A 21,214-nucleotide genomic window follows, 5' to 3' on the forward strand; every position below is an offset into this window, starting at 1 on the left:
CATCTTTAATCTGCGATAGTACCTCGCTAAGAGAGGACTTACTTTTGTCAATCATTAGACAACTCCATTGTGCTCATTCAGGAAGGAATAGATAAGAGATTTAGGCACACAGAGGCAGAATGAACAGATAGATATTTCACTCAATCCCGAGTGTTTCCCTTAGATTTCCTTTTAAACATTCTTGATAATTTTTGTAATTTGATCTAGTTATCAAACCATGGTTTTGTTCGGTATAAATATTTTTTGTTCGATGATCGAACATTATCTAGTATAGTTGTCCGATCTTGATAAATCCTAAAACTTATCAATGTAAAAGAATATGGGTGGTTATAAATAGATATGTAGAAAACTTGCTGAGATGGGCAAATCATCCAAGCAAGTTAAAAATAAAAGAATTAAGACTGAGATTGTAGAATCAAACGTGCAAGTTCTAAATCATCGGGATAGGTAATTTTTATATTATCCGAACGACCCATTACGACCTGTACAGTTTCACCCATATACTCGAGTGCACTTGCCTCATCGGTAATAGTGACATCATTTTCTAAAGCATGTTCAATTGCTTTTTTTAGTTTACCGATTTTAGTAATTTGAGGCGTTTGAGCTTGCCATAATAAATCTCGACTGACTGTTTTATCAATTTGATTGGCTGAATTAACCTGCTTTAAAGTGTCACGAACAGGAATTGCTAAAATAGCACTCTCATTTGATTCAATTGCATTTGCCACAAGTGCATTTAAACAATCAATGGTTACACAAGGGCGAGCCGCATCATGCACAAGAACCCAATCATTTTCATCGGCAAAATTTAAAAGATGATTTAACGCATTTAAAACTGAATGGACTCGCTCAGCTCCACCAATGCAAAAATGCGCCTTATCTATATTTTGAAATACTAGAGTCTGAGCAAAGGTATCTTGTGAACCAATTGCCAAAACATAACCATTTAATGGAAGTTGGCTTATACGGCCAATCGTATGTTCTAAAACAGTCCTATTCTGAATATATTGATACTGCTTCAATTCAGTTTTAGAAAAACGACTTCCTGATCCTGCAGCTGGAATCACTGCCCACAATTTAGTCTGGGATATCTGGGGATGCAGGTGTCTCATTCGTTTCCAAATCAACTTTAGCGTTCGGGTCAATATAAATAGGTTTGTAATGGGTACTGATCGTACTCATTTGAACAAATGTCTCGTGAGGTTTAACCAAACCAAGATCAAGGCGGGCATGTTCTTCTATTGCTTCTGTACCATTTTTCAGGTCAAAAACCTCTGCTGCCAAAATACGGTTTCGTTCTTTAAGCTCTTCATTTACCTCAGCTTGTTGCTGAATTTGTTGCATGAGAGCTTGATGAGGGATATAGCCACCCTCACCTAACCAAAATTGATATTGCAGGATAGCTACTAAAACAATAACAAGTAGCAATATCAGTTTGCTTGAAGTGGATCGAAATACTTCTAACATATCATTAAGATTTTTAATTAAAAACTTTCGTTAAGAGATTGTATTGTATAGTAATTAACAAGTAGCATGCGCAATTCCTGCAAAAATTTAAGCAAAATTATTAATGGGCATATTACTTTAATTGACCATTGTGACATGTTTCATTTTGTCAAAAATGAATAGAATTTGAAAGGGAAATAATATTTATAAGTACAACTGTTTATAAATCAATCTACCCACAAAAAATCATTCTAAGTATGAGAAATTTATGTTGAGAAAAGCTTATGGTTAATTTCCATTATTTACCCGTGTAAATTGTTGCTCTAACATGGTGTTGCCCCATTGGTCTCCCTCCCATTCATTCGTAAGTTTAAAACCAAAAGTTTCATAAAGTTTTCTTGCGGCGCTAAGGCCACTAAATGTCCATAATTGAACAGTAGAGAATTGCTTTTGATCACAAAAGTTTATTGCTTCTTTTAATAGCTTTTTGCCGATGCCCTGTCCTCGACAATCGTCACTTAAAATAAACCACCGAAGATGAGCCTCGTTATTCCCTAAATCTTCACCATCAATCGCAACAGAACCCACAATTTTATTATTTTTTATTGCCAACCAAATATTATTAGAGTCTTTATAAAGACGGTTAGAGAACTCAGCTAAATTGGTAGCCACTTTTCCTTCAAAAAAAGGTCCAAAATTATAATTTTCATAATAATAAGTACCATGCATTTCTGCGATTCTGCCAATCATACCTGCGCGGTAGCCACTCACAATTTCAATAGTATTGTTATCTATAAGATCTTTATTATCTCGACAGTCTACTAAAGATTCAGCATAGGTTGTCAAACCTTGAGCAATAACAAGTTGTTTAGAGGAGTTTAATTTTTCAATAGCTTGAATAACTCGCATTTCTCCATAATTATTAATTTTTCTTACAGTATCCACTCCTTTCGGTGTGAGTTTAATCACTTTTAGTCTGGCATCACTCTTATCTTGCTCCTCTTTAATCTCACCAGCCTTAATGAGTTTAAGCAACATTCTACTCACACTCGATTTCTCTAAGCCTAAAAGCTGTCCTAATTGTACAGCGGTTAAAGAACCTCTATTTTCAAGTTCAAGTAAAGAATGAACAGCTGACGGAGAATAATCAGTGGCAGCAAGAGTTGAACTCATAAAACCTAATTCACGAACCATGATTCGAGATGAACTACGGATTTCATCAATAATTTTTTGATCAATCATCACTGCACACTCAACATATAGTTGCACAATACAACCATATTTATAAAAAAGAAGTCAAGATTTTCTTCTCTTTTAAAACGAGCTTAAAAAGAATAAAAGCCCTCTTTCAAGGACTTTTATAAATCAGTTATTTATGTGATTTTGAATCAGAAATTATGACGAACACTCAACGTTGCATTTCGTGGTGTGCCCCAATTCATCGAGTTAGCACCAATACCTTCATAATATTTTTCATCAAAAATATTATCGATATTCAATTGAAGTTTGATATTTTTATCCACTTGATAGCCAAGCATCGCACTTGCTAAAACATATGCATCTTGCTCAATACGAGAGCTTCCACTTCCCGTATAGTATTTACTCTTATAATTTAAACCAAGCCCTGCACTCCATTGATCAAGTTTGTACTTAACAAATAGATTCGAGGTTGTTCGAGAGTTTGTCGTATTAACCTTTGTGCCTTGTGCATCTTTTGCTTCAAAATTAGCAATACCAAAGTTAATACCCCAATTGTCATTAATCTCACCGTCAGCTTCAAACTCAAAACCTTTACTTTTAACCCCATCTACAGCGCGATAGGCCTGCTCTGTAGTTTGTGTACCATTACGGACAATAAATACTCCCGGTATCGATTCAGCAAAATTAGATTGTTCTATTCGGAATACTGACAATGCTGTATTTAAACGCCCTCCAAACCATTCACTCTTTAAACCAGCCTCATAACTCTTACCAGTAATCGGATCTATATATTGATCATTTATATCTTTACGTTCTTGAGGTTTAAAAATTTCTGTATAACTCGCATACACAGAATGATCTTGGGCAAAATCATAAATAGCGCCAACATATGGTGCTAATTCATTGTTAAATTCACGGTTACCTTTATCATTTTCAGACTTATATTCCCAGTTAGATAAACGTGCACCAGCAATAATTTTCAAAGGATCCAGAATCTGGAATTTACCAGCAATATAAGCGGCAGTTTGTGTGGTTTCATTTAGCGCATTTTTACCGTTTAAAACAACAGGCTGAAGCAACTCTTGAGCCATATCATTATAATTAAGTGGTCCACCTAAATATTTTTCAATGTCTTGGTTTGTGTTAGATCCACCAAAAATATCTTTTGTCTTTTCATTCTTATTCCACGATCCACCAATAATGATTTCTTGCGGACGATTAAATAGCGTAAATGGAGCATTGATAAAAACATCAATATTGTTTTCTTCATTTGCAGCTTTTGCGCCATATACTGAGACATTATCCTTACCCTCTTCATTTTTTAATGGACTGGTATTAGTTGCCTTGTCTACTTTTCCAGCTGTATATAGCAACATAGAAGCTGTATCTTCTTTACGGAAGGTATAAGCAATATTTAAATTAACGTCATTAAATAAATTCTGTTTTAAATTTGCAAATACTGCCGTTGTATTCACATCCCAATAAGTCCAAGGTGCACTTACTGTTAAGCTTCTGGAAAAATTGGTACGAGTCCCATCAGTGTAAAAAGCAGGTGTACCGCCCCAACGAATACCATCACGATGTAACTCTTGATAAGTTGCACCAAGCGACATGCTTGTTTTATCACTTAAGTCATAATCAACCGCACCATAAAATACATTGCGTTCTTTCTCATAGAAATCCATAAATGATTTTTCATCAGAATGTTTTACAAACATTCGGCCACGCAATGATCCATCTGCATTAAGTGGCGTGGAAACATCTGCTGAGCTACTCCAAGAGTTCCACGAGCCTAAAGATGTGCTGACATTACCAGTGAGTTCTTTTGAATTTGCATGTTTCCGAATCATGTTCAGGGCCATCGCTGGGTTTCCCGCACCTGTGGTTAGTCCATTGGCACCCTTTACAACTTCGACACGATCATAAATATCTAAATCTAAATCTCCAGTGCCTAAGTTTGTAGTACTAGGTATTCCATCAATTAAGTAATAATCCACCTCAAAACCACGTGCATAAACTCTTTGACGTTCATCGGTACGTGAGGTTGAAACACCCGTAATATTATTCATTAAATCTTGAAAGGAATCGATTTTTCGATCATCTAAATATTCACGGGTTAAAACTTTGACCGATTGAGGAGTTTCACGAAGAGATAAATTTAATTTTGTAGAAGTATTTGTGCTTTTTGCTGTATAGCTCCCGGAACCTTCAGTAACGGCCGGATTTTCTTGTTCTGCTTGTACTTTTATCGTTGCTAAAGTGGTTGTTTCGGTTTGTTCTGCATAAACAAATGAAGGTACCGTTAAAGCCATAGAAATTGCTAAAGGATGAACTCTAAATGCTTTTCTAAAGGGCGAATTGTACATAAGAAAATTCCATAATAACCAATGTGCTGAACCATATTTTTAGCCTTCCACTACCTTGTTCCTTGTTACACAGTAGTAAAAGTTCGGCACAAAAATTAACACGAATGATAATTGTTATCAACTTTAAGTTAATAATTATTCTTATTTGTTTAATTTAAATTGCTAATCCATCATTGCATTAAAGAATCGCTATCCACACATCAAAATTTGGATTTCTAACAGATTAAATATTGATCTTGCTCAATCATAGTGCTGAAACCATGGTTTTATATTATTGATTCAAAAATATATAAACCAATTTTCAAATTCAAATTGACTGTTGAACTGCTCATGAACATGAGAAATAAAAAACTACACAGTATTTTCTTTTATATTTTATTATTCTTCATAAATCTCATGAAAGAGAATAAAGGTATAAACTGTAGTGCACAAAATTTTAGCGTTTTCTTTAGTAAGCTTAGGTTTAAGCGCTTGTGATCACCCTACTGATGATAGCCCTTCAAAAATAATTAATATGGAGAGCAATCATAAACAATATACACCTGCTACCCCTTATATATTTGAATATAATGATATTGTTTACAGTCTAAAAGCTGGACAGCCCCAAGATACTTCCCATATAAAATTTAAGAACTTATTAAAAAAAATTCCCTCTAATGATAATAATTTAGATATTTTAAAAACCAAACGCAAGGTACTTATTCACTTAGGTTGCCTTAAAGACGCATATATAGTTACCGAAAAAATTTTAAATAAAACAGATAGTTCACAACTACAAGAGATGCAATGTATTTTCTTAAGAAAAATGAAAAAAGATGCTCATGAAATAAAAGCATGTTACGAAAAAACAGCTCATAGCTATTTAAACGAAATAAATTTAATTCCAAAGGCAGCCATACGATATCAATATGCACTGTGGGGCCATTATGCAGCGATGTTTCATGCGGGTCATATAGAATATAAAGATAAACTTCAAGAAATCGTTGACTATCATCACATTGAAGATCATAAACGAACATATCAACAAATGTATGAAAATATACTGAATCCAAATGTTTTTCAAAAACGTTTAGACGCTATTCCCTACAGTCCTGATTGCCACTGAGTCATATTCGCAATTATTTATAACTAATCATCGTAGCTCAGTTCATCCTCATCAACATTGATATAATCTGGTTGAGGGTCTTTATCAAATTGTACAGCACGTATTTTAACCTCACCTAAAATTTTCGCTTTTCCTACCCTATGCATACCATCCATTATTCTCCCTTGTGAACATAGTATTATTGGATAAGATAAATCTGCTTCTTGAATTAATATCATATGATCAATGATATCTTGAGTAGTGGGATGAGAATCTGGATACCAGTAGGGTTCATTTAATTCTTTTATTTCTGATAGCAAAATTTCTTTTACTTTAAAACTTCTAGTTAATACTACTAAATTATCTACATCCCAAATATAAGTATCATTTTCAACTTTTCTAAAATGATATTGCTTTCTCATCATATAAAATTCACTTAAAATACAATAATATTAAAATATATCATATACATATTAAGACCAAACATTATAAAAATTGAGAGGCTAAATTTAGCCAATACAGATTAAATTTTTTATTTTATTTAATAACTTTAACAATCATTTTTTTCTTAGTGTTACTTCTAAGATTGAAGCTTCAACCATATGTTTATTTTAATGAATATTTTTAATAGTAGAATTTATACAAAAACACATAAAGTTCGAATTTTTAACCAACAACTACTTAAAAAATATATTTTTTCTATTTTTAATTTGCTAAGAATTTTAGAAAGACCTCATCCACCTATTAAAAGGGAGAAAAAAATGGATTTTTTTAATATTTTCATAGGTGACACAACTTGGCCCTTTATTTTGGAAATTTTGGTTCGATGTTTCTTCATGTTTATCATTATTATTAGTTTTTTAAGACTATCAGGTAAGCGTGGTATTCGCCAACTTTCCCTTTTTGAACTCGCAATTATTTTATGCTTAGGTTCCGCAGCTGGCGATCCAATGTTTACTAAGGATTTACCTATCGCACATGCTTTTGTCGCATTTATCGTTATTCTTTTTCTTTACCGCCTTGTAACTTGGGCGATGGTGAAACATAAGAAAATTGAAGACCTATTAGAAGGAAGAGCTCTCTGCGTAGTCAAAGATGGACTTTTAGTTTACAAAGATTTCCAGAAACAATCATATTCACATGATGAGTTTTTCTCAGAGATGCGCCAACAAAATGTTGAACATCTAGGCCAAGTGAGAACAGCCTTATTAGAGTCTGACGGTATCTTGAGTTTACTTTACTATGAAGATGAAGAGGTAAAATGGGGACTCCCCCTATTCCCAGATGCTTATTGCAAAGCTGACGTACTTAAAATTAATACTTTTTATTCATGTATGAAATGTGGTGAAACGAAAATTATAAATACACTCGATCAAGAATGTTCTCGTTGCAAACACCATAGTTGGGCTAAGTCGTTAAAAACTCGTCGTCTAGGATAATAAAAAAGGTGCTATTTTTTATTAAAAATAGCACCTTAAAATGTTAAAAACTAATTTTAACTTTTTATTTAAAGATTAGTTTAAACCTTTAAACTCAGCTTTACCGCGGTAAGCAGCTTTAGTCAATTCTTCAATACGAAGTAATTGGTTGTACTTAGAAACACGGTCAGAACGGCAAAGTGAACCAGTCTTAATTTGACCAGCTGCTGTACCTACTGCTAAGTCAGCAATAGTTGAATCTTCAGTTTCACCAGAACGATGAGAAATTACAGTTGTATAACCATTTTCTTTAGCAAGGTAAATTGCATCAAGAGTTTCAGTCAACGTACCAATTTGGTTGTATTTGATTAAGATAGAGTTACCTACTTTCTCATTAATACCACGTTGTAAAATCTTAGGGTTTGTAACGAACAAGTCATCACCAACTAATTGGATTTTGTCACCAAGGATAGATGTCAAGTAAGACCAACCTTCCCAATCTGATTCATCTAAACCATCTTCAATTGAGATAATTGGATATTGATTTACAAGGCCTGCTAAATAGTCAGAGAACTGGTTGCTTGTGAATGCTTTATTGCCTTCACCCGCAAGAACATATTGACCATTTTTGTAGAATTCTGAAGATGCACAGTCAAGCGCTAACATAATATCAGAACCAGCTTTGTAACCAGTTTGACCGATAGCTTCAAGAATAACAGTGATTGCTTCTTCATTTGAACGCAAGTTTGGTGCAAAACCACCTTCATCACCTACAGCAGTGTTTAAACCCTTTTTGTTTAAAACTGATTTTAGTGAATGGAAGATTTCAGCACCAGCACGTAATGCTTCAGCAAATGAAGTGAAGCCTACTGGCTCAATCATAAACTCTTGAATATCAACGTTGTTGTCTGCATGTGAACCACCATTGATGATGTTCATCATTGGTACAGGCATAGTCAAAATCGTTTGACCACGTAAGTCAGCGATGTATTGGAAAAGAGGAATTTTCTTTTCATCAGCAGCAGCGCGTGCAACAGCTAGTGACACAGCCAAAGTTGCATTTGCACCCAATTTTTCTTTATTTTCAGTACCATCAAGTTCGATCATCGCATTATCGATGTCTTTTTGTTCAAATACTGATTTGCCCACTAAAGCGTCACGGATAATCGTGTTTACGTTGTTAACCGCAGTTTTAACACCTTTACCTAAGTAACGTGATTTATCACCGTCACGTAGTTCTAAAGCTTCACGAGAACCAGTTGAAGCACCAGATGGTGCACATGCACGACCAACAACCCCAGATTCTAAAATTACGTCTGCTTCGATGGTTGGGTTACCACGAGAGTCCAAAATTTCACGTGCACGGATGTCAACGATTTGGCTCATGAACAATTCCTCTGTTGAATGAATATGAGCTGCGATTAAAGCAGCGTAAATGAGTAAAAACTCAATGGGTGTCTAACTTTTTGAATCCTTTAACCAAAGTATCCAATTCTTTTATTTGTGCCAAGAATGGCTCAAGCTGCGACATGCGTAATGCACAAGGTCCATCGCATTTTGCATGTTCTGGGTCTGGATGACCTTCCAAGAACAATCCAGCCAAGCCTGTTGCCATTCCAGCGCGTGCTAAAGTTGTAATTTGAGCACGACGACCACCTGCCGAGTCAGCACGACCACCAGGAGTTTGCAACGCATGTGTTACATCGAAGAAAACAGGAACATTCATTTCTTTCATGATGTCAAAGCCAAGCATGTCTACAACGAGGTTGTTATAGCCAAATGCTGAACCACGTTCACAAAGAATTAGTTTATCGTTTCCTGCTTCTAAACATTTATTCAGGATATGACGCATTTCATGAGGTGCCAAAAACTGAGCTTTCTTAATGTTAATAATAGCCTGTGTTTTTGCCATCGCTTCAACAAGATCAGTTTGGCGACTTAAGAAAGCCGGTAACTGAATAATATCAGCTACTTCTGCAACTGCTTCAGCTTGGTGTGGCTCATGAACATCGGTAATGATAGGAACATTAAAATGTTTTTTAATATCGCCTAACCATTCAATACCTTTTTCAAGTCCAGGACCACGGAACGAATGCAGACTAGAACGATTTGCTTTATCGAAACTCGCTTTAAATACATAAGGAATATCTAAGCGTTTGCAGATATCAACATAAGTTTCTGCAATTTCGAAAGCTAAGTCTTTTGATTCAAGTACGTTCATTCCGCCAAATAATACAAATGGCAAATGATTTGCCATTTGTATATCGCCTAAACGTACAACTTCTTGTGGTTTTAATTGTGACATTTAAACTTTCCCAGTTTATTTAAAATCGCATTATTTACTTTTTTGATGCTGTGTTTTCGCAGCGTCAATAAAACTAGCAAATAATGGATGTCCATCACGTGGTGAACTTGTAAATTCCGGGTGGAATTGTACAGCAATAAACCAAGGATGTTCAGGAATTTCTACAGTTTCAACCAAATGTTGGGCAGAAGAGTAACCAGAAATCTTCATACCAGCTTGTTCAATCGCCTCAATGAAACGGTTATTCATTTCATAACGGTGACGATGACGCTCAGTAATTTCTGCTTTACCATAAACTTCACGTGTTTTAGTGCCTTCAACCAATTCAGATTTTTGTGCACCCAAACGCATAGTTCCACCTAAATCAGACTCTACGCTGCGTTGTTGTAACTCGCCACGCTCATCTAACCATTCAGTAATTAAACCAATCAATGGATACTTGGTAGAACGGTTAAACTCTGTAGAAGATGCTTCTGGCATTGCAGCAACATGGCGTGCATATTCGATTACAGCCAATTGCATGCCTAAACAAATACCTAAGAATGGAACTTTGTTTTCACGTGCATATTGAATAGCTTTCATTTTGCCTTCAGTACCACGTTCACCAAAGCCACCTGGGACTAAGATTGCGTCAGCAGTTTGCAAAATAGAAACGTCTTGGCTTTCAAGCTCTTCAGCATTGACATAGTCAATCTGTACTTTCACACGGTTTTTGATGCCTGCATGCAATAATGCTTCATTAACAGATTTATAAGCATCTGGTAATTCAACATATTTACCAACCATAGCTACACGTAAAGTGTATTCAGGATTGAGTAATGCTTCGACTACATTGTCCCAATCTTCTAGGTTTGCTTCTGGAAGATCATTAAATCCAAAACGCTCACAGATCAAGTCATCAACGTTTTGTTCATAGAACGTACGTGGAATTTGATAAATCGTTTTCGCATCTTTACATACCACAACGGCACGCGCTTCCACGTTAGTGAACAATGCAATTTTGCGTTTAGTATCAACATCTACATCATATTCAGTACGGCAGATTAAGATATCTGGCTGAATACCAATTGAAAGTAATTCTTTTACAGAATGCTGAGTTGGTTTCGTCTTAAGCTCTGCTGCCGATTTAATATATGGCAACAAAGTTAAATGCATAAGCATGGTACGTTTATGACCAAGCTCAACCATTAACTGACGAACTGATTCCATAAATGGAAGTGATTCGATATCACCAACCGTACCGCCAATCTCAACGATTGCAACGTCGTAACCTTCACCTGCGCGAAGTACGCGTTCTTTAATATTGTCAGTAATATGTGGAATAACTTGAACCGTACCGCCTAAGTAGTCACCACGACGTTCTTTATTTAAAACATCTTGATAAACACGGCCACTAGTAAAGTTATTCAATTTGGTCATTTTCGCACGACGTAAGAAACGTTCGTAATAACCCAAGTCTAGATCAGTTTCGGCACCATCCTCTGTGACAAAAACTTCACCATGTTGGAAAGGACTCATTGTCCCCGGATCGACATTAATGTAAGGATCCATTTTAACCATTGTGACTTTTAAGCCACGGGCTTCCAAAAGTGCAGCAACTGAAGCAGCAGAAATACCTTTACCTAGCGATGAAACCACACCACCAGTAACAAAAATAAAATGGGTCATTAAGTTTCTCGTACAATCAAGCCGAAATCGGCCTACAATGTTGGGCAATTTTACTGTACTCTGCCCCTATAAAGCAAAGTCAAACCGCACCAATTCAAAGATCATTAAACAACTGGCTATTCTATCAGCATTTTTAATAAAAAATTAGGTCAATCTCACATGATTTTTTCATTCTCTTTTGCTGTTATAATGCGAGCTCCTCAATTAAATGTTGTTTAGGACAATGGCAAATAAAAAACTTTTAATCTGTGCTGCTATTGCGGCTGGACTATTGTTAACCGCATGCGTCAAAAAAGAAACACCAGAAGAAGAGCAAGAAAAGGTTGAAACAGCTGTTTCGGAACCTAAACCTGATGAACCTGCAAAATTTGAGTCTTTAGAAAGTGTTAAAACTGAAGAAGCTCAAACTCAGGAACCAACGCAAGTCGAAGTTCATCACGAAGAAACAGCGAATACTACAACTGAAATTCGCCGTGAAACTCGTCCTGCCCATTCTGAGCAAAATTCACAAACAACTGTTTCTGAACAACCTAAAGCAGAGCCGAAGCCTAAGCCAGAACCTAAACCTGAGCCAAAAGCAGAACCTAAGCCTGAGAAAGCTCAGTCTAAACCTGCTAAGCCAGCAGAACCATCTCAAACTGAAGATGATGCTGTTGCCGCTGCAATTGCTGCTGCTACACCAGCGCTTAAAAACTAAGTTCTCGTATGAATATGCCCAAATTAAACACTTGATTTGGGCTTTTTAATTATTATTAAAATTATCAACTCACTCATCAGTTTTACTTTTTTTATTCCAATTTGTCTTTAAAGTTTTTCTAGATATCAATTTAGGACAACCTACCCCTTTCACTTGAAAAAGCATTGACGTTCCCTATTCTGAGATGTAATTTTTAATCAAGTTCCTTTTTGGAACTCTAATTAAAAGAAGATTGGAGCTTAAAATGAATACCGTATCGAATCGCGTGCCTGCCTCATTTCCAGTCCGTCGTATGGACTATAATTTTGAAAATGTACCTCGCTATTGGTGTAATAACGAACCCACTTTTACACATTATTTTACGGGTTTATCTACATTGTTCCCCGAAGGTGAATCATATTTTGTTCGTTCAGTTAGAGCATTACGCGCAAAAGCAAAGTCGAATGAACTTTTAGATCGTGAAATTAGTGCTTTTATTGGTCAAGAAGCAATGCATTCTAAAGAACATCATGCTTTTCATGTGAGTGCACAACAACATGGTTTAGATCCAGAATCTTTAGAAAAAGTAACTGGTATTGTTTTAAAGAGTATTGAAAAAGTTTTTAGTAAAAAATGGAACCTGCTTGTAACAGTAGGCCTTGAACACTACACCGCTGTACTTGTAGTAAGCATGATGCAGTCTGTTAATGAACTGATGACAGACACAACTATTCGTAACTTATGGTTATGGCATAGTATTGAAGAAACTGAGCATAAAGCTGTGGCCTTTGATCTTTATGAACACTTGTATGGAAGTGGGCTAAGCGCATATCTGCCACGTATTACCGTCTTCACTTTAAGTTTATTTTTAATTACTGGCTTCTCAACAGTCTATCAATTCGTTCTTATGAACCGAGATCGCCAACTACTTAATTTTAAATCTTGGCGTAAGTTCTTTAGTTTTGCTAATAAGCAATATAGAACATTGATTCCTAAATTTTTTGACTATTATCGATTTGATTTTCATCCCAACCAAACTGACGAGAAAGACCTCGTTGCTAGTACCAAAATCAAAATTGAACTGAAAGATCCGAAATTGCTTTTATCCTGATCCAATAAAACCATAAAGCCCATCTATTGAATGGGCTTTATGTAATCAATTACGGCAATACCGTCACTTTTTATGATCAACCATAAAATAATTCGATATTAATTTGGCTGCCCATGAAGTACTTTTCCAACCTTCGTAAAAACCACAATGACTTCCCTTTTTAGTGGTTACCACTGCAATATTACTCATTTGCTGAATAGTTTCTTTATAAGGCTCTAAATTTTTAATAGAGCATACTGGATCATCTTCAGCATTAAGAATCATTAATGGAATTTTGACATTTTCAAATACATAAATTGGATTAATTGCCTGACAATAACTTTGATAGTCCTGAAAGCCTGCCATTTCAAAGTATTCTTTTTCAAACTCTTCGAGACTCGTCGTTGCAAGAACTTTTTCTAAAGAAGCAATCTGATTCCATGTACTTTGATAAGGATGAATAAAATATTTAAATAACTTTTTGGTCATCATTTTGCTATAAAACGGATGAACATTTTTAAAGCCAATCTCCGTGTTGTAGCCTGGACACATTGCAAAAGCCGCTTTAAATGGTGTGTCAGAGCCTTGCTCACCCAAATAACGAACTAACAATCCTGTGCCAGCAGAAGACCCGACTGCGTACAAATCCGATTCAGGAAACAAACTTTGAATATGTGTAAGCTGCTCTTTAAGATCACTGGTCGATCCGAAAAGAGAAATCTGTGGTACAGGCATAGGTAAACCCGCATGCCCACGGCGTAAGCATAGTGCTATTCTCCATCCTGTATATTGATGAATATCTCTCACCAATTCACGCATACTTTCAGGTGTTCCTGTAATGGTGTGCATGATAACCACTGTAGGAGTATCTTTCGGAAGATTATAGCCATACCATGCAATTGCAGTTACGCCCCCATCTTTCATACTGAGTTGCTCAATACGGTCATATTCAAGCTTGATGGTTTTTTTTCTAATAATATCGAAATATAAAAGATGGACATGATTGTTAGTTAACCATGGTGTAGGACGGTATTTCTGCTTAAGTTGGGGCAACTTATCCAAAACATCTTTAATTTTCCCTTGTGGGTCATAATAGATTTTTGGCTGTTCAGCACCGAGTACTGAGTCAAACAATTCTGAACCGAAAGCTTTAATTTTATTTAAAGTAGATATGCCCATATCCAATCACGACCTCTGATTATGAGTTAAATGATTGCCGCACTAATGCTGCAACCTGCTGTCCCCAAATTGCATAAATTTCTTTGCTTGGATGAAAGCCATCACTTGCCATAGGCAGATTCAAAGCTTGAAAACTTTTAATATCATATTGAATGAATCTAAATTGGTTTTGTGCTTCTACCCAGTTATATAACACTTGATTCATTTGTTCCGCGTATTTTCCAAACAACCAAGCCAATGGATTGGGTAAAGCTGGAAAATGTTGCATGGGCGGAACGCCTGAAACAATAATGAGTTTAGGCTGAAAACGTGCTTGTATATATTCAAATAATTGCTTTTGTTGTTTTATCCATGAATTTGCTGACGTTAATTTTGTCACATCATTAACGCCAATAGATGTAACAACAACATCATAATTTTGCGGCTCTAAATACTGTAAAGCTTGAAAAACCTGCTTAGTAGTATCACCTGTTTTTGCATGAAGTTTCCAATTTATCAAATATTGATCTTGTAACTCAGAAATAATTGCGCCTGATAAAGCGTCTTGTTGTGTTTCAACGCCAACTCCCGCTGCGGCAGAGTCTCCTAAAATAAGCAGAGACAATGGTCTGCCCTTGCCAACCATGCCTTCTCTTTCACCACTGGCTTCTAGCAAGCGTGGTGTATTCTTACGAACCTTTGTTCCCTGCACAAAAAGTACAGGCAACAATGCTAAAGTTGAAAGTTTTAACCACATTCTATTAGTCTCTATCTTACTTAGGCTATTTACTAAAATTATTGTGGTTGAAACTTGGCAATTCTTATACCCATTTGTTCAGCCAGCGCAGCTAAGCCACTCATTGGACGAATCATTACTTCAAAATCAACAATTTTTCCTTGTTCATTAAAACGAATCATATCAATACCTTTTAATGATTTACCACTGACATTAGCGCTGAACTCAAGCACTACATTCTCGCCATCTTCTGTATAAAACTCACGATGATATGTAAAGTTTTCGAACACTTGGATGACATTGGTAAGAATGAAGAAAACGACCTGCTTTCCTTCGTAAGGTTTATAGGCAACCGGTGAACGAAAAACTACGTCATCTGCCAGTAAATCATTTAGATCAGACAAGTTACCTGCCTGAATCATGTGATGCCATTTTTCTAAAGACTGTTTTGTAGTTTCAAGTGTCATTGTTATTTTATCCTGTAATTTAACCAATAAAGTTAGGGGCATTTCTGTATAAAAAATGCCCCCACAAAACTTATAGTACTGCTGCTAGTTCAGCACCTTGACGGATTGCACGTTTTGCATCTAATTCTCCAGCCTCTTTAGCACCACCAATTAAATGAACATTTTTACCTTCTGTTTTTAATTGGTCATACATTGCAGTGAAAGATTCTTGACCCGCACAAATCACAACATGATCAACTTCAAGCACACTCGGTTGCCCATCTATAGTGATATGTAAGCCCTGATCATCTACTTTGTTGTATTGAACGCCTGCAAGCATTTTAACTTGGCGATTTTTAAGGCCTGCACGATGAATCCATCCTGTAGTTTTACCTAAACCTGCACCGACAACAGCAGTCTTACGTTGCAGTAAATAGATTTCTCGTTCAGAAGTCTCAACTTTTGGCTGTTTTAAACCACCTACATGCTCATATTGAGTGTCAATTCCCCATTCTTCATAAAACTTTTCTGGGTTTAAACTGCCACTTTCACCTTCGTGAGTGAGATATTCAGCCGTATCAAAACCAATACCACCTGCCCCAATAATGGCTACACGTTGTCCCACTGGCACACGTTCTTTTAAAACTTGTAAATAGCTGAGAACTTTAGGATGATCAATACCTTCAAATTGTAATTGACGAGGCGTTACACCAGTTGCAACCACAATTTCATCAAAATTTGCTTGGCTCAACTCTTCATAAGTTGCTTTATGATTCAAAATTAATTCAATGTTTGGTCGTAACTCAATTTGGCGAGCAAAGTAGCGTAAGGTTTCATAAAACTCTTCTTTTCCAGGAACAGTCTTTGCAATATTAAATTGGCCACCAATTTGATGACTAGCCTCAAAAATTTTAACTTGATGTCCACGGTCAGCTGCATATACAGCAAAACTTAAGCCGGCAGGCCCTGCACCAATAACAGCAATATTCTTTTGAACTTGTGCATCTTTAAAAATAAGTTCAGTTTCATAACATGCACGCGGGTTCACTAAACAAGTTGCAATTTTCATTGAGAAAATGTGATCTAAACATGCTTGGTTACAGCCAATACATGTATTAATTTCATCACTACGGCCTTCACTTGCTTTTAAAACAAACTCAGCATCCGCTAGCATTGGGCGTGCCATAGACACCATATCAGCATGACCTGATGCCAATACATGTTCAGCCATTTCTGGAGTATTAATTCGGTTAGAAGTAACTAAAGGGATAGAGACTTCACCTTTAAGTTTTTCAGTAACCCACGTAAATGCAGCACGAGGAACTTTGGTCGCAATTGTTGGGATGCGAGCCTCATGCCAGCCAATCCCTGTATTAATAATAGTTGCACCTGCTTTTTCAATTTCTTTTGCAAGCTGAATCACTTCTTCAATGCTTGAACCACCTTCAACTAAATCAAGCATCGATAGACGATAAATAATGATAAAGTTTTCACCCACTAAAGCACGTGTACGTTTTACGATTTCAATAGGAAAACGAATGCGGTTTTCGTAACTACCGCCCCATTCATCATCACGATGATTCGTACGTGCGGCAATGAACTCATTAATTAAATAACCTTCAGAACCCATGATTTCCACACCATCATAACCCGCATACTGAGCAAGTTTGGCGCAGTTTGCAAAGTCATCAATGGTCTGCTGCACTTCGGCAGAACTTAAAGCTTTTGGCTTAATTGGGTTAATTGGTGCTTGAATTGCTGAAGGAGCAACGTTATTTGCCTGATAAGAATAACGCCCAGTATGTAAAATCTGCATAGCAATTTTACCCCCAGCTTCATGAACAGCTTGGGTAATCACTTTATGTTTTTCAGCTTCTTCAACTGTATCCAACTTCGTACCATGGCTAAATACAACACCATCATCATTCGGAGAAACACCGCCAGTTACAATCAGCCCCACATCACCTTTTGCACGCTCAGCATAAAACGCAGCCATGCGTTCATATCCCTGTGGTGCTTCTTCTAAACCAATATGCATAGACCCCATAAGCACACGGTTTTTTAAAGTAGTAAAGCCTAAATCAAGTGGCTTCAATAAATGCGGATAAGCTGACATATTTTCTCCTTTGGCTAGCAATAAGCTTGCTAATGCAACTTGTTGCATTAATTTATAATCAAATTTTGACTTTTATGCAACATGTTGCATAATCTCATCAGTCACACTTTACTTTTGCTTACAAACCGGATTGCCATGTCACTTCCTCATGTTTTATTAACCAGTTTGCTTGAACGACCAAGTACAGGGTTCGAACTTGCCCGCCGGTTTGATCGTTCAATTGGTTTTTTCTGGAATGCTACCCATCAGCAAATTTATCGTGAACTCAACCACATGCTAAAAAAAGGTTGGGTTTCAACGTTAGAAAATGAAATGGAAAATAGTCGAAAAAAAACCTATCAAGTTGAACAATTGGGGCGTATTGAACTAGCTTCATGGATGACACAACAAAGTGAACCCGCACAGCTTCGTGATGATTTAATGGTTAGATTGCGTGCTGAAGCACAATTGAGCAATAATCAGATATTACCTGAGCTGTTAAGACATCTTGGTTTACATCAAGAGAAACTGAAACTTTATCAAAGTATTTATGATAAGGATTTTAAAGACAACGATGATCTAGATAACCGTGTGTTATACATTCACAAAATGATCTTAGAACTTGGGATTACGATGGAAAGTGAATGGATTAAATGGTTGGAACAAGTCATCCCTCAATTAAAACGCTTTGCCCAAAATAGCGTAACCGGAGAATAGTCATGCCATATTACACCATGCCCGATCGGGAAAATTTATTTGTTCGTCGTGTTGGTCGTGGTGAACCAGTTTTGGTTTTATCTGGTCTTGGCATGCAAAGCTGGCAATGGCTTCCTTTTATTTATGCAAACCGTAAAGATTATGAGTTTATCATTCCAGATTGGCGTGGTTTTGGGGGGTCAAAGAACTGTGCAATCCCTGAACAAGATGCAATTTCTAGTCACTGGCAAGATGTCGCCCATTTAATAGAACAATTAAAACTCGATAACTTTATCTTGATGGGTTATTCAATGGGTGCTACAACGGCCATGCATGGTATGAAGCATGCTCATCTGGCGCAGCAATTAAAAGCCTATTTGCATATCGATCAAACACCAAAAATATCTGTGGATTCAACATGGGAATATGGCCTATTCGGCCCTCTACATCCCCAGTTCAAACAATTATTAAATGATATCTATCAATTATTATCAAAGCACAAAAATGCTAAATATCTTTATGAATTATCGCTTCCTGATCGACAAGAACTGGTTCGTCTTTGGGTAGATTTTATTGAGTTACAAAGTAGCAATCCATTTAGCCCTTTAGTTTTTAAAACAGCGCTCAAACAGCCTTTTTTACAAAAATATTTATTACCAATTCAACGTCTAGATTACTTGTTTTGGTATGTCGAAAATTATCTTTATCACAATGAAGATTATCGTGAAGCCATTCAACAGTTACAATGCCCAACCACCTTCTTTATTGGTCGCAACTCGACGCTTTATCCAGAAACCGGACAGACACTTATTGCCCATAGTGTTGAACACGCAAAAGCAATATATTTTGAGCGCTCAGGCCATACCCCCTTATTAACCGAGCCGAAAAAATTTGGGCATGAAATCACTACATTCTTATCAGAACTAAAACATGCTTCTTAAAAAATAAAGGGATCTATTCGTAGATCCCTTTATAGTCGAAAAATGATTAAGCAGAATGAGCTAACTCTTTCACTTTTAGTTGCTCAGAAACACTTAACAAAAGTTGCTCAGTTTTTTCCCAACCTAAACAACCATCAGTTACTGACTGCCCATAAGTCATATCACAAGAAATCTTTTGGCTACCATCAACCAAATGACTTTCAATCATGACACCCTTTACTTGGGTTTTTAAACGTTCAGCAACGATTTGCTGTAAAACTTCTGGCTGACGCAACGGATCTTTACTGCTGTTACCATGACTACAGTCAATGACTAATGCAGGAAGATTTTGTTTGTGTTTTTCTCGTATTGCCTGAATTGAAGCTAAATCGTAATTTGGTCCATGATTTGCTCCGCGCAAAATCAAGTGGGGTAATGGATTACCAGCGCTCTGAATCACTGAAGGTAAGCCTTGTTGATTCATTCCTAAAAATTGATGCTCATTTTGTGCTGACTGAATTGCATCTAATGCAATCTGAATTGAACCATCCGTACCATTCTTGAAACCAATGCTATATAGCATGTGGCTTGAGATTTCACGGTGAATCTGAGACTCGCTGGTACGAGCACCAATTGCGCCCCAAGCCAATAAATCATCAAAATAACCAGTTGCCATTGGGCTTAAAATTTCACTCGCAATGGGCAAACCCTTTTCAATAATTTGTAGGTAAAGTTCGCGAGACTTTTCTAAACCAAGTTGTAAATTTGATGAACCATCTAAATTTGGATCGTACATGAAACCTTTCCAACCCACAGTTGTACGAGGTTTTTCAATGTATGCACGCATCACGATAAAAATCTGATCTTTTACTTTTTCTTGTAATCTTTGCAATCTTTCAGCGTATTCAAGTACTGCAACCGGATCATGAATTGAACAAGGCCCTGTTATTACCATTAACCGAGGATCGTTGCCGTTAAGAATATTTTGAATAGTTTGGCGATGTTCGGCAATTTGACGCACGAAAGAGTGTGCAAGCGGATATTTTGCTTTTAACTGGACAGGTAAACTAACTGGTGTTTCTTTTGTATTGCTTTGTGTCAATAAAGTATTTAGGGCATTCATTGGTTTTTCCTTGGGACTGCAATCTATTCAGTCCGATCATTTATTTGAGCGTTTTGGATCTATTCGTTGGTAAAGGTAAGCAAAAGTAAAACCAATAAAAGTTGCTAAAGTACGAATAAGTCATGTTGTTCATTTTAAGTTCCTCAAATCAAAAAAGATAAAGCATAAAAAAACCTGATCGGGGTTGCCGATCAGGTATTAACTGTGATGGGCAACTTTCTCATGCCCGAATACGCTCAGGCAACTATCTAAATTGCCAAAAGTAATAATAAGCGTTAGTGTTCACAGATAGATTTAACATCTTTATCTCAAATATTAAAAAATGTTCCTTAAATCTAAAATACGCATTGTTGAGAGCTTTGACAAGTCTTTTTTTAGAAAAAACTTCTTATTTTCACGCTTAAGATTTGATTCACTCATTGTATTAACGAATCAGCCCTTGAGGTTGTAAAATAATTAAGCCAGCTCCACAAAGCACGATTAGACCACCCAATATATCCCATCTTGTTAATCCGACCTGATCCACAAAACGCAACCACATGAGAGCAGTAAAAATATAAATACCGCCATATGCAGCATAAATGCGCCCAGAAGCCGCTGGATGTAAAGTCAGCAGCCATACAAAGACAGCCAGACTTAAAGCTGTAGGTAGCCACAGCCAAGCAGACTTGCCTTCTCTTAAAATCAGATAAGGGAAATAACAACCAAGAATTTCAGCAATTGCTGTGACAATAAATAACCCGAATACGCTCAGTATTCGGGTTATAGCAAGACTATCAATTAACAT

General features: G+C 36.5%; 20 protein-coding genes. 6 read left to right on the forward strand and 14 right to left on the reverse strand.

What is annotated here, in order from left to right; genetic code table 11:
- Positions 1–395: 395 nt before the first annotated feature.
- The 4 genes from ispD to ODQ17_RS09500 form a co-directional block, all read right to left on the reverse strand.
- Positions 396–1,112 (reverse strand): 2-C-methyl-D-erythritol 4-phosphate cytidylyltransferase, encoded by a 717-nt coding sequence (ispD, locus tag ODQ17_RS09485; RefSeq protein ID WP_322903177.1) that lies wholly within the window; start codon positions 1,110–1,112, stop codon positions 396–398.
- The gene (gene ftsB, locus ODQ17_RS09490) at positions 1,078–1,467 is read right to left on the reverse strand and encodes a cell division protein FtsB (protein WP_004643028.1); all 390 of its coding nucleotides are present in this window, start codon (positions 1,465–1,467) and stop codon (positions 1,078–1,080) included. Before ftsB ends, ispD begins: the two co-directional genes overlap by 35 nt.
- 267 nt (positions 1,468–1,734) lie before the next feature.
- Positions 1,735–2,688, reverse strand: coding sequence for a bifunctional helix-turn-helix transcriptional regulator/GNAT family N-acetyltransferase (locus ODQ17_RS09495; protein WP_322903345.1), 954 nt, complete (start codon positions 2,686–2,688; stop codon positions 1,735–1,737).
- A gap of 146 nt (positions 2,689–2,834) precedes the next feature.
- Positions 2,835–5,012 (reverse strand): TonB-dependent siderophore receptor, encoded by a 2,178-nt coding sequence (locus ODQ17_RS09500; RefSeq protein ID WP_336624781.1) that lies wholly within the window; start codon positions 5,010–5,012, stop codon positions 2,835–2,837.
- Between the two features lie 424 nt (positions 5,013–5,436).
- Between ODQ17_RS09500 and ODQ17_RS09505 the strand changes: the two genes are divergently transcribed.
- Complete coding sequence (locus ODQ17_RS09505) at positions 5,437–6,117, forward strand: hypothetical protein (RefSeq protein ID WP_322903180.1); 681 nt, start codon at positions 5,437–5,439, stop codon at positions 6,115–6,117.
- A 23-nt stretch (positions 6,118–6,140) separates the two neighbouring features.
- Here the strand turns inward: ODQ17_RS09505 and ODQ17_RS09510 are convergent, their stop codons facing one another.
- A complete protein-coding gene (locus tag ODQ17_RS09510) occupies positions 6,141–6,518 on the reverse strand; it encodes a hypothetical protein (RefSeq protein ID WP_322903349.1) in 378 nt (125 codons plus the stop codon).
- A 339-nt stretch (positions 6,519–6,857) separates the two neighbouring features.
- Here ODQ17_RS09510 and ODQ17_RS09515 point away from each other — a divergent pair, with 339 nt between their 5' ends.
- Entirely contained in the window at positions 6,858–7,535 is a 678-nt protein-coding gene (locus ODQ17_RS09515; protein ID WP_322903351.1) for a DUF421 domain-containing protein, read from the forward strand.
- A gap of 75 nt (positions 7,536–7,610) precedes the next feature.
- Here ODQ17_RS09515 and eno read toward each other — a convergent pair whose 3' ends face one another.
- The 3 genes from eno to ODQ17_RS09530 form a co-directional block, all read right to left on the reverse strand.
- Complete coding sequence (gene eno / locus ODQ17_RS09520) at positions 7,611–8,900, reverse strand: phosphopyruvate hydratase (protein WP_322903182.1); 1,290 nt, start codon at positions 8,898–8,900, stop codon at positions 7,611–7,613.
- 61 nt (positions 8,901–8,961) lie between these two features.
- Complete coding sequence (gene kdsA / locus ODQ17_RS09525) at positions 8,962–9,819, reverse strand: 3-deoxy-8-phosphooctulonate synthase (RefSeq protein ID WP_003652054.1); 858 nt, start codon at positions 9,817–9,819, stop codon at positions 8,962–8,964.
- A gap of 30 nt (positions 9,820–9,849) precedes the next feature.
- Complete coding sequence (locus ODQ17_RS09530) at positions 9,850–11,487, reverse strand: CTP synthase (protein WP_004792002.1); 1,638 nt, start codon at positions 11,485–11,487, stop codon at positions 9,850–9,852.
- Between the two features lie 223 nt (positions 11,488–11,710).
- Here ODQ17_RS09530 and ODQ17_RS09535 point away from each other — a divergent pair, with 223 nt between their 5' ends.
- Positions 11,711–12,184: an internalin gene (locus ODQ17_RS09535; RefSeq protein ID WP_322903184.1), complete on the forward strand. Its 474-nt coding sequence runs from the start codon at positions 11,711–11,713 to the stop codon at positions 12,182–12,184.
- 244 nt (positions 12,185–12,428) lie between these two features.
- The gene (locus ODQ17_RS09540) at positions 12,429–13,274 is read left to right on the forward strand and encodes a metal-dependent hydrolase (RefSeq protein ID WP_322903187.1); all 846 of its coding nucleotides are present in this window, start codon (positions 12,429–12,431) and stop codon (positions 13,272–13,274) included.
- Between the two features lie 63 nt (positions 13,275–13,337).
- On the opposite strand, the gene ODQ17_RS09545 is transcribed toward ODQ17_RS09540, so the two are convergent.
- The 4 genes from ODQ17_RS09545 to ODQ17_RS09560 form a co-directional block, all read right to left on the reverse strand.
- Positions 13,338–14,432 carry a YheT family hydrolase gene (locus ODQ17_RS09545; protein ID WP_252059355.1) on the reverse strand — a complete coding sequence of 365 codons (1,095 nt, stop codon included), beginning with the start codon at positions 14,430–14,432 and terminating at the stop codon, positions 13,338–13,340.
- 19 nt (positions 14,433–14,451) lie between these two features.
- Positions 14,452–15,168 (reverse strand): SGNH/GDSL hydrolase family protein, encoded by a 717-nt coding sequence (locus tag ODQ17_RS09550; protein WP_322903190.1) that lies wholly within the window; start codon positions 15,166–15,168, stop codon positions 14,452–14,454.
- 38 nt (positions 15,169–15,206) lie between these two features.
- Entirely contained in the window at positions 15,207–15,614 is a 408-nt protein-coding gene (locus ODQ17_RS09555; RefSeq protein ID WP_013197653.1) for a nuclear transport factor 2 family protein, read from the reverse strand.
- A gap of 70 nt (positions 15,615–15,684) precedes the next feature.
- Positions 15,685–17,709 (reverse strand): NADPH-dependent 2,4-dienoyl-CoA reductase, encoded by a 2,025-nt coding sequence (locus ODQ17_RS09560; protein WP_192834579.1) that lies wholly within the window; start codon positions 17,707–17,709, stop codon positions 15,685–15,687.
- Positions 17,710–17,844: 135 nt separating this feature from the next.
- Here ODQ17_RS09560 and ODQ17_RS09565 point away from each other — a divergent pair, with 135 nt between their 5' ends.
- Together ODQ17_RS09565 and ODQ17_RS09570 are read left to right on the forward strand one after the other, a co-directional pair.
- Positions 17,845–18,405 carry a PadR family transcriptional regulator gene (locus ODQ17_RS09565; RefSeq protein ID WP_322903192.1) on the forward strand — a complete coding sequence of 187 codons (561 nt, stop codon included), beginning with the start codon at positions 17,845–17,847 and terminating at the stop codon, positions 18,403–18,405.
- A gap of 2 nt (positions 18,406–18,407) precedes the next feature.
- Complete coding sequence (locus ODQ17_RS09570) at positions 18,408–19,325, forward strand: alpha/beta fold hydrolase (protein WP_005306106.1); 918 nt, start codon at positions 18,408–18,410, stop codon at positions 19,323–19,325.
- 46 nt (positions 19,326–19,371) lie between these two features.
- Here ODQ17_RS09570 and ODQ17_RS09575 read toward each other — a convergent pair whose 3' ends face one another.
- Together ODQ17_RS09575 and ODQ17_RS09580 are read right to left on the reverse strand one after the other, a co-directional pair.
- Entirely contained in the window at positions 19,372–20,427 is a 1,056-nt protein-coding gene (locus tag ODQ17_RS09575) for a 3-deoxy-7-phosphoheptulonate synthase (RefSeq protein ID WP_322903194.1), read from the reverse strand.
- 424 nt (positions 20,428–20,851) lie between these two features.
- Entirely contained in the window at positions 20,852–21,214 is a 363-nt protein-coding gene (locus ODQ17_RS09580; protein WP_322903196.1) for a YnfA family protein, read from the reverse strand.

Origin of the sequence: Acinetobacter sp. IRS14, from assembly GCF_034650275.1 — a bacterium.
GTDB lineage: Bacteria > Pseudomonadota > Gammaproteobacteria > Pseudomonadales > Moraxellaceae > Acinetobacter > Acinetobacter oleivorans.

Excerpts from the sequence above, each read along its gene's own strand:
- ispD (WP_322903177.1), bottom strand. The coding sequence starts at position 1,112 with ATGAGACACCTGCATCCCCAGATATCCCAGACTAAATTGTGGGCAGTG.
- ftsB (WP_004643028.1), bottom strand. The coding sequence starts at position 1,467 with ATGTTAGAAGTATTTCGATCCACTTCAAGCAAACTGATATTGCTACTT.
- ODQ17_RS09495 (WP_322903345.1), bottom strand. The coding sequence starts at position 2,688 with ATGATTGATCAAAAAATTATTGATGAAATCCGTAGTTCATCTCGAATC.
- ODQ17_RS09500 (WP_336624781.1), bottom strand. The coding sequence starts at position 5,012 with ATGTACAATTCGCCCTTTAGAAAAGCATTTAGAGTTCATCCTTTAGCA.
- ODQ17_RS09510 (WP_322903349.1), bottom strand. The coding sequence starts at position 6,518 with ATGAGAAAGCAATATCATTTTAGAAAAGTTGAAAATGATACTTATATT.
- ODQ17_RS09515 (WP_322903351.1), top strand. The coding sequence starts at position 6,858 with ATGGATTTTTTTAATATTTTCATAGGTGACACAACTTGGCCCTTTATT.
- eno (WP_322903182.1), bottom strand. The coding sequence starts at position 8,900 with ATGAGCCAAATCGTTGACATCCGTGCACGTGAAATTTTGGACTCTCGT.
- kdsA (WP_003652054.1), bottom strand. The coding sequence starts at position 9,819 with ATGTCACAATTAAAACCACAAGAAGTTGTACGTTTAGGCGATATACAA.
- ODQ17_RS09530 (WP_004792002.1), bottom strand. The coding sequence starts at position 11,487 with ATGACCCATTTTATTTTTGTTACTGGTGGTGTGGTTTCATCGCTAGGT.
- ODQ17_RS09535 (WP_322903184.1), top strand. The coding sequence starts at position 11,711 with ATGGCAAATAAAAAACTTTTAATCTGTGCTGCTATTGCGGCTGGACTA.
- ODQ17_RS09540 (WP_322903187.1), top strand. The coding sequence starts at position 12,429 with ATGAATACCGTATCGAATCGCGTGCCTGCCTCATTTCCAGTCCGTCGT.
- ODQ17_RS09545 (WP_252059355.1), bottom strand. The coding sequence starts at position 14,432 with ATGGGCATATCTACTTTAAATAAAATTAAAGCTTTCGGTTCAGAATTG.
- ODQ17_RS09550 (WP_322903190.1), bottom strand. The coding sequence starts at position 15,168 with ATGTGGTTAAAACTTTCAACTTTAGCATTGTTGCCTGTACTTTTTGTG.
- ODQ17_RS09555 (WP_013197653.1), bottom strand. The coding sequence starts at position 15,614 with ATGACACTTGAAACTACAAAACAGTCTTTAGAAAAATGGCATCACATG.
- ODQ17_RS09560 (WP_192834579.1), bottom strand. The coding sequence starts at position 17,709 with ATGTCAGCTTATCCGCATTTATTGAAGCCACTTGATTTAGGCTTTACT.
- ODQ17_RS09565 (WP_322903192.1), top strand. The coding sequence starts at position 17,845 with ATGTCACTTCCTCATGTTTTATTAACCAGTTTGCTTGAACGACCAAGT.
- ODQ17_RS09570 (WP_005306106.1), top strand. The coding sequence starts at position 18,408 with ATGCCATATTACACCATGCCCGATCGGGAAAATTTATTTGTTCGTCGT.
- ODQ17_RS09575 (WP_322903194.1), bottom strand. The coding sequence starts at position 20,427 with ATGAATGCCCTAAATACTTTATTGACACAAAGCAATACAAAAGAAACA.
- ODQ17_RS09580 (WP_322903196.1), bottom strand. The coding sequence starts at position 21,214 with ATGTTAATTGATAGTCTTGCTATAACCCGAATACTGAGCGTATTCGGG.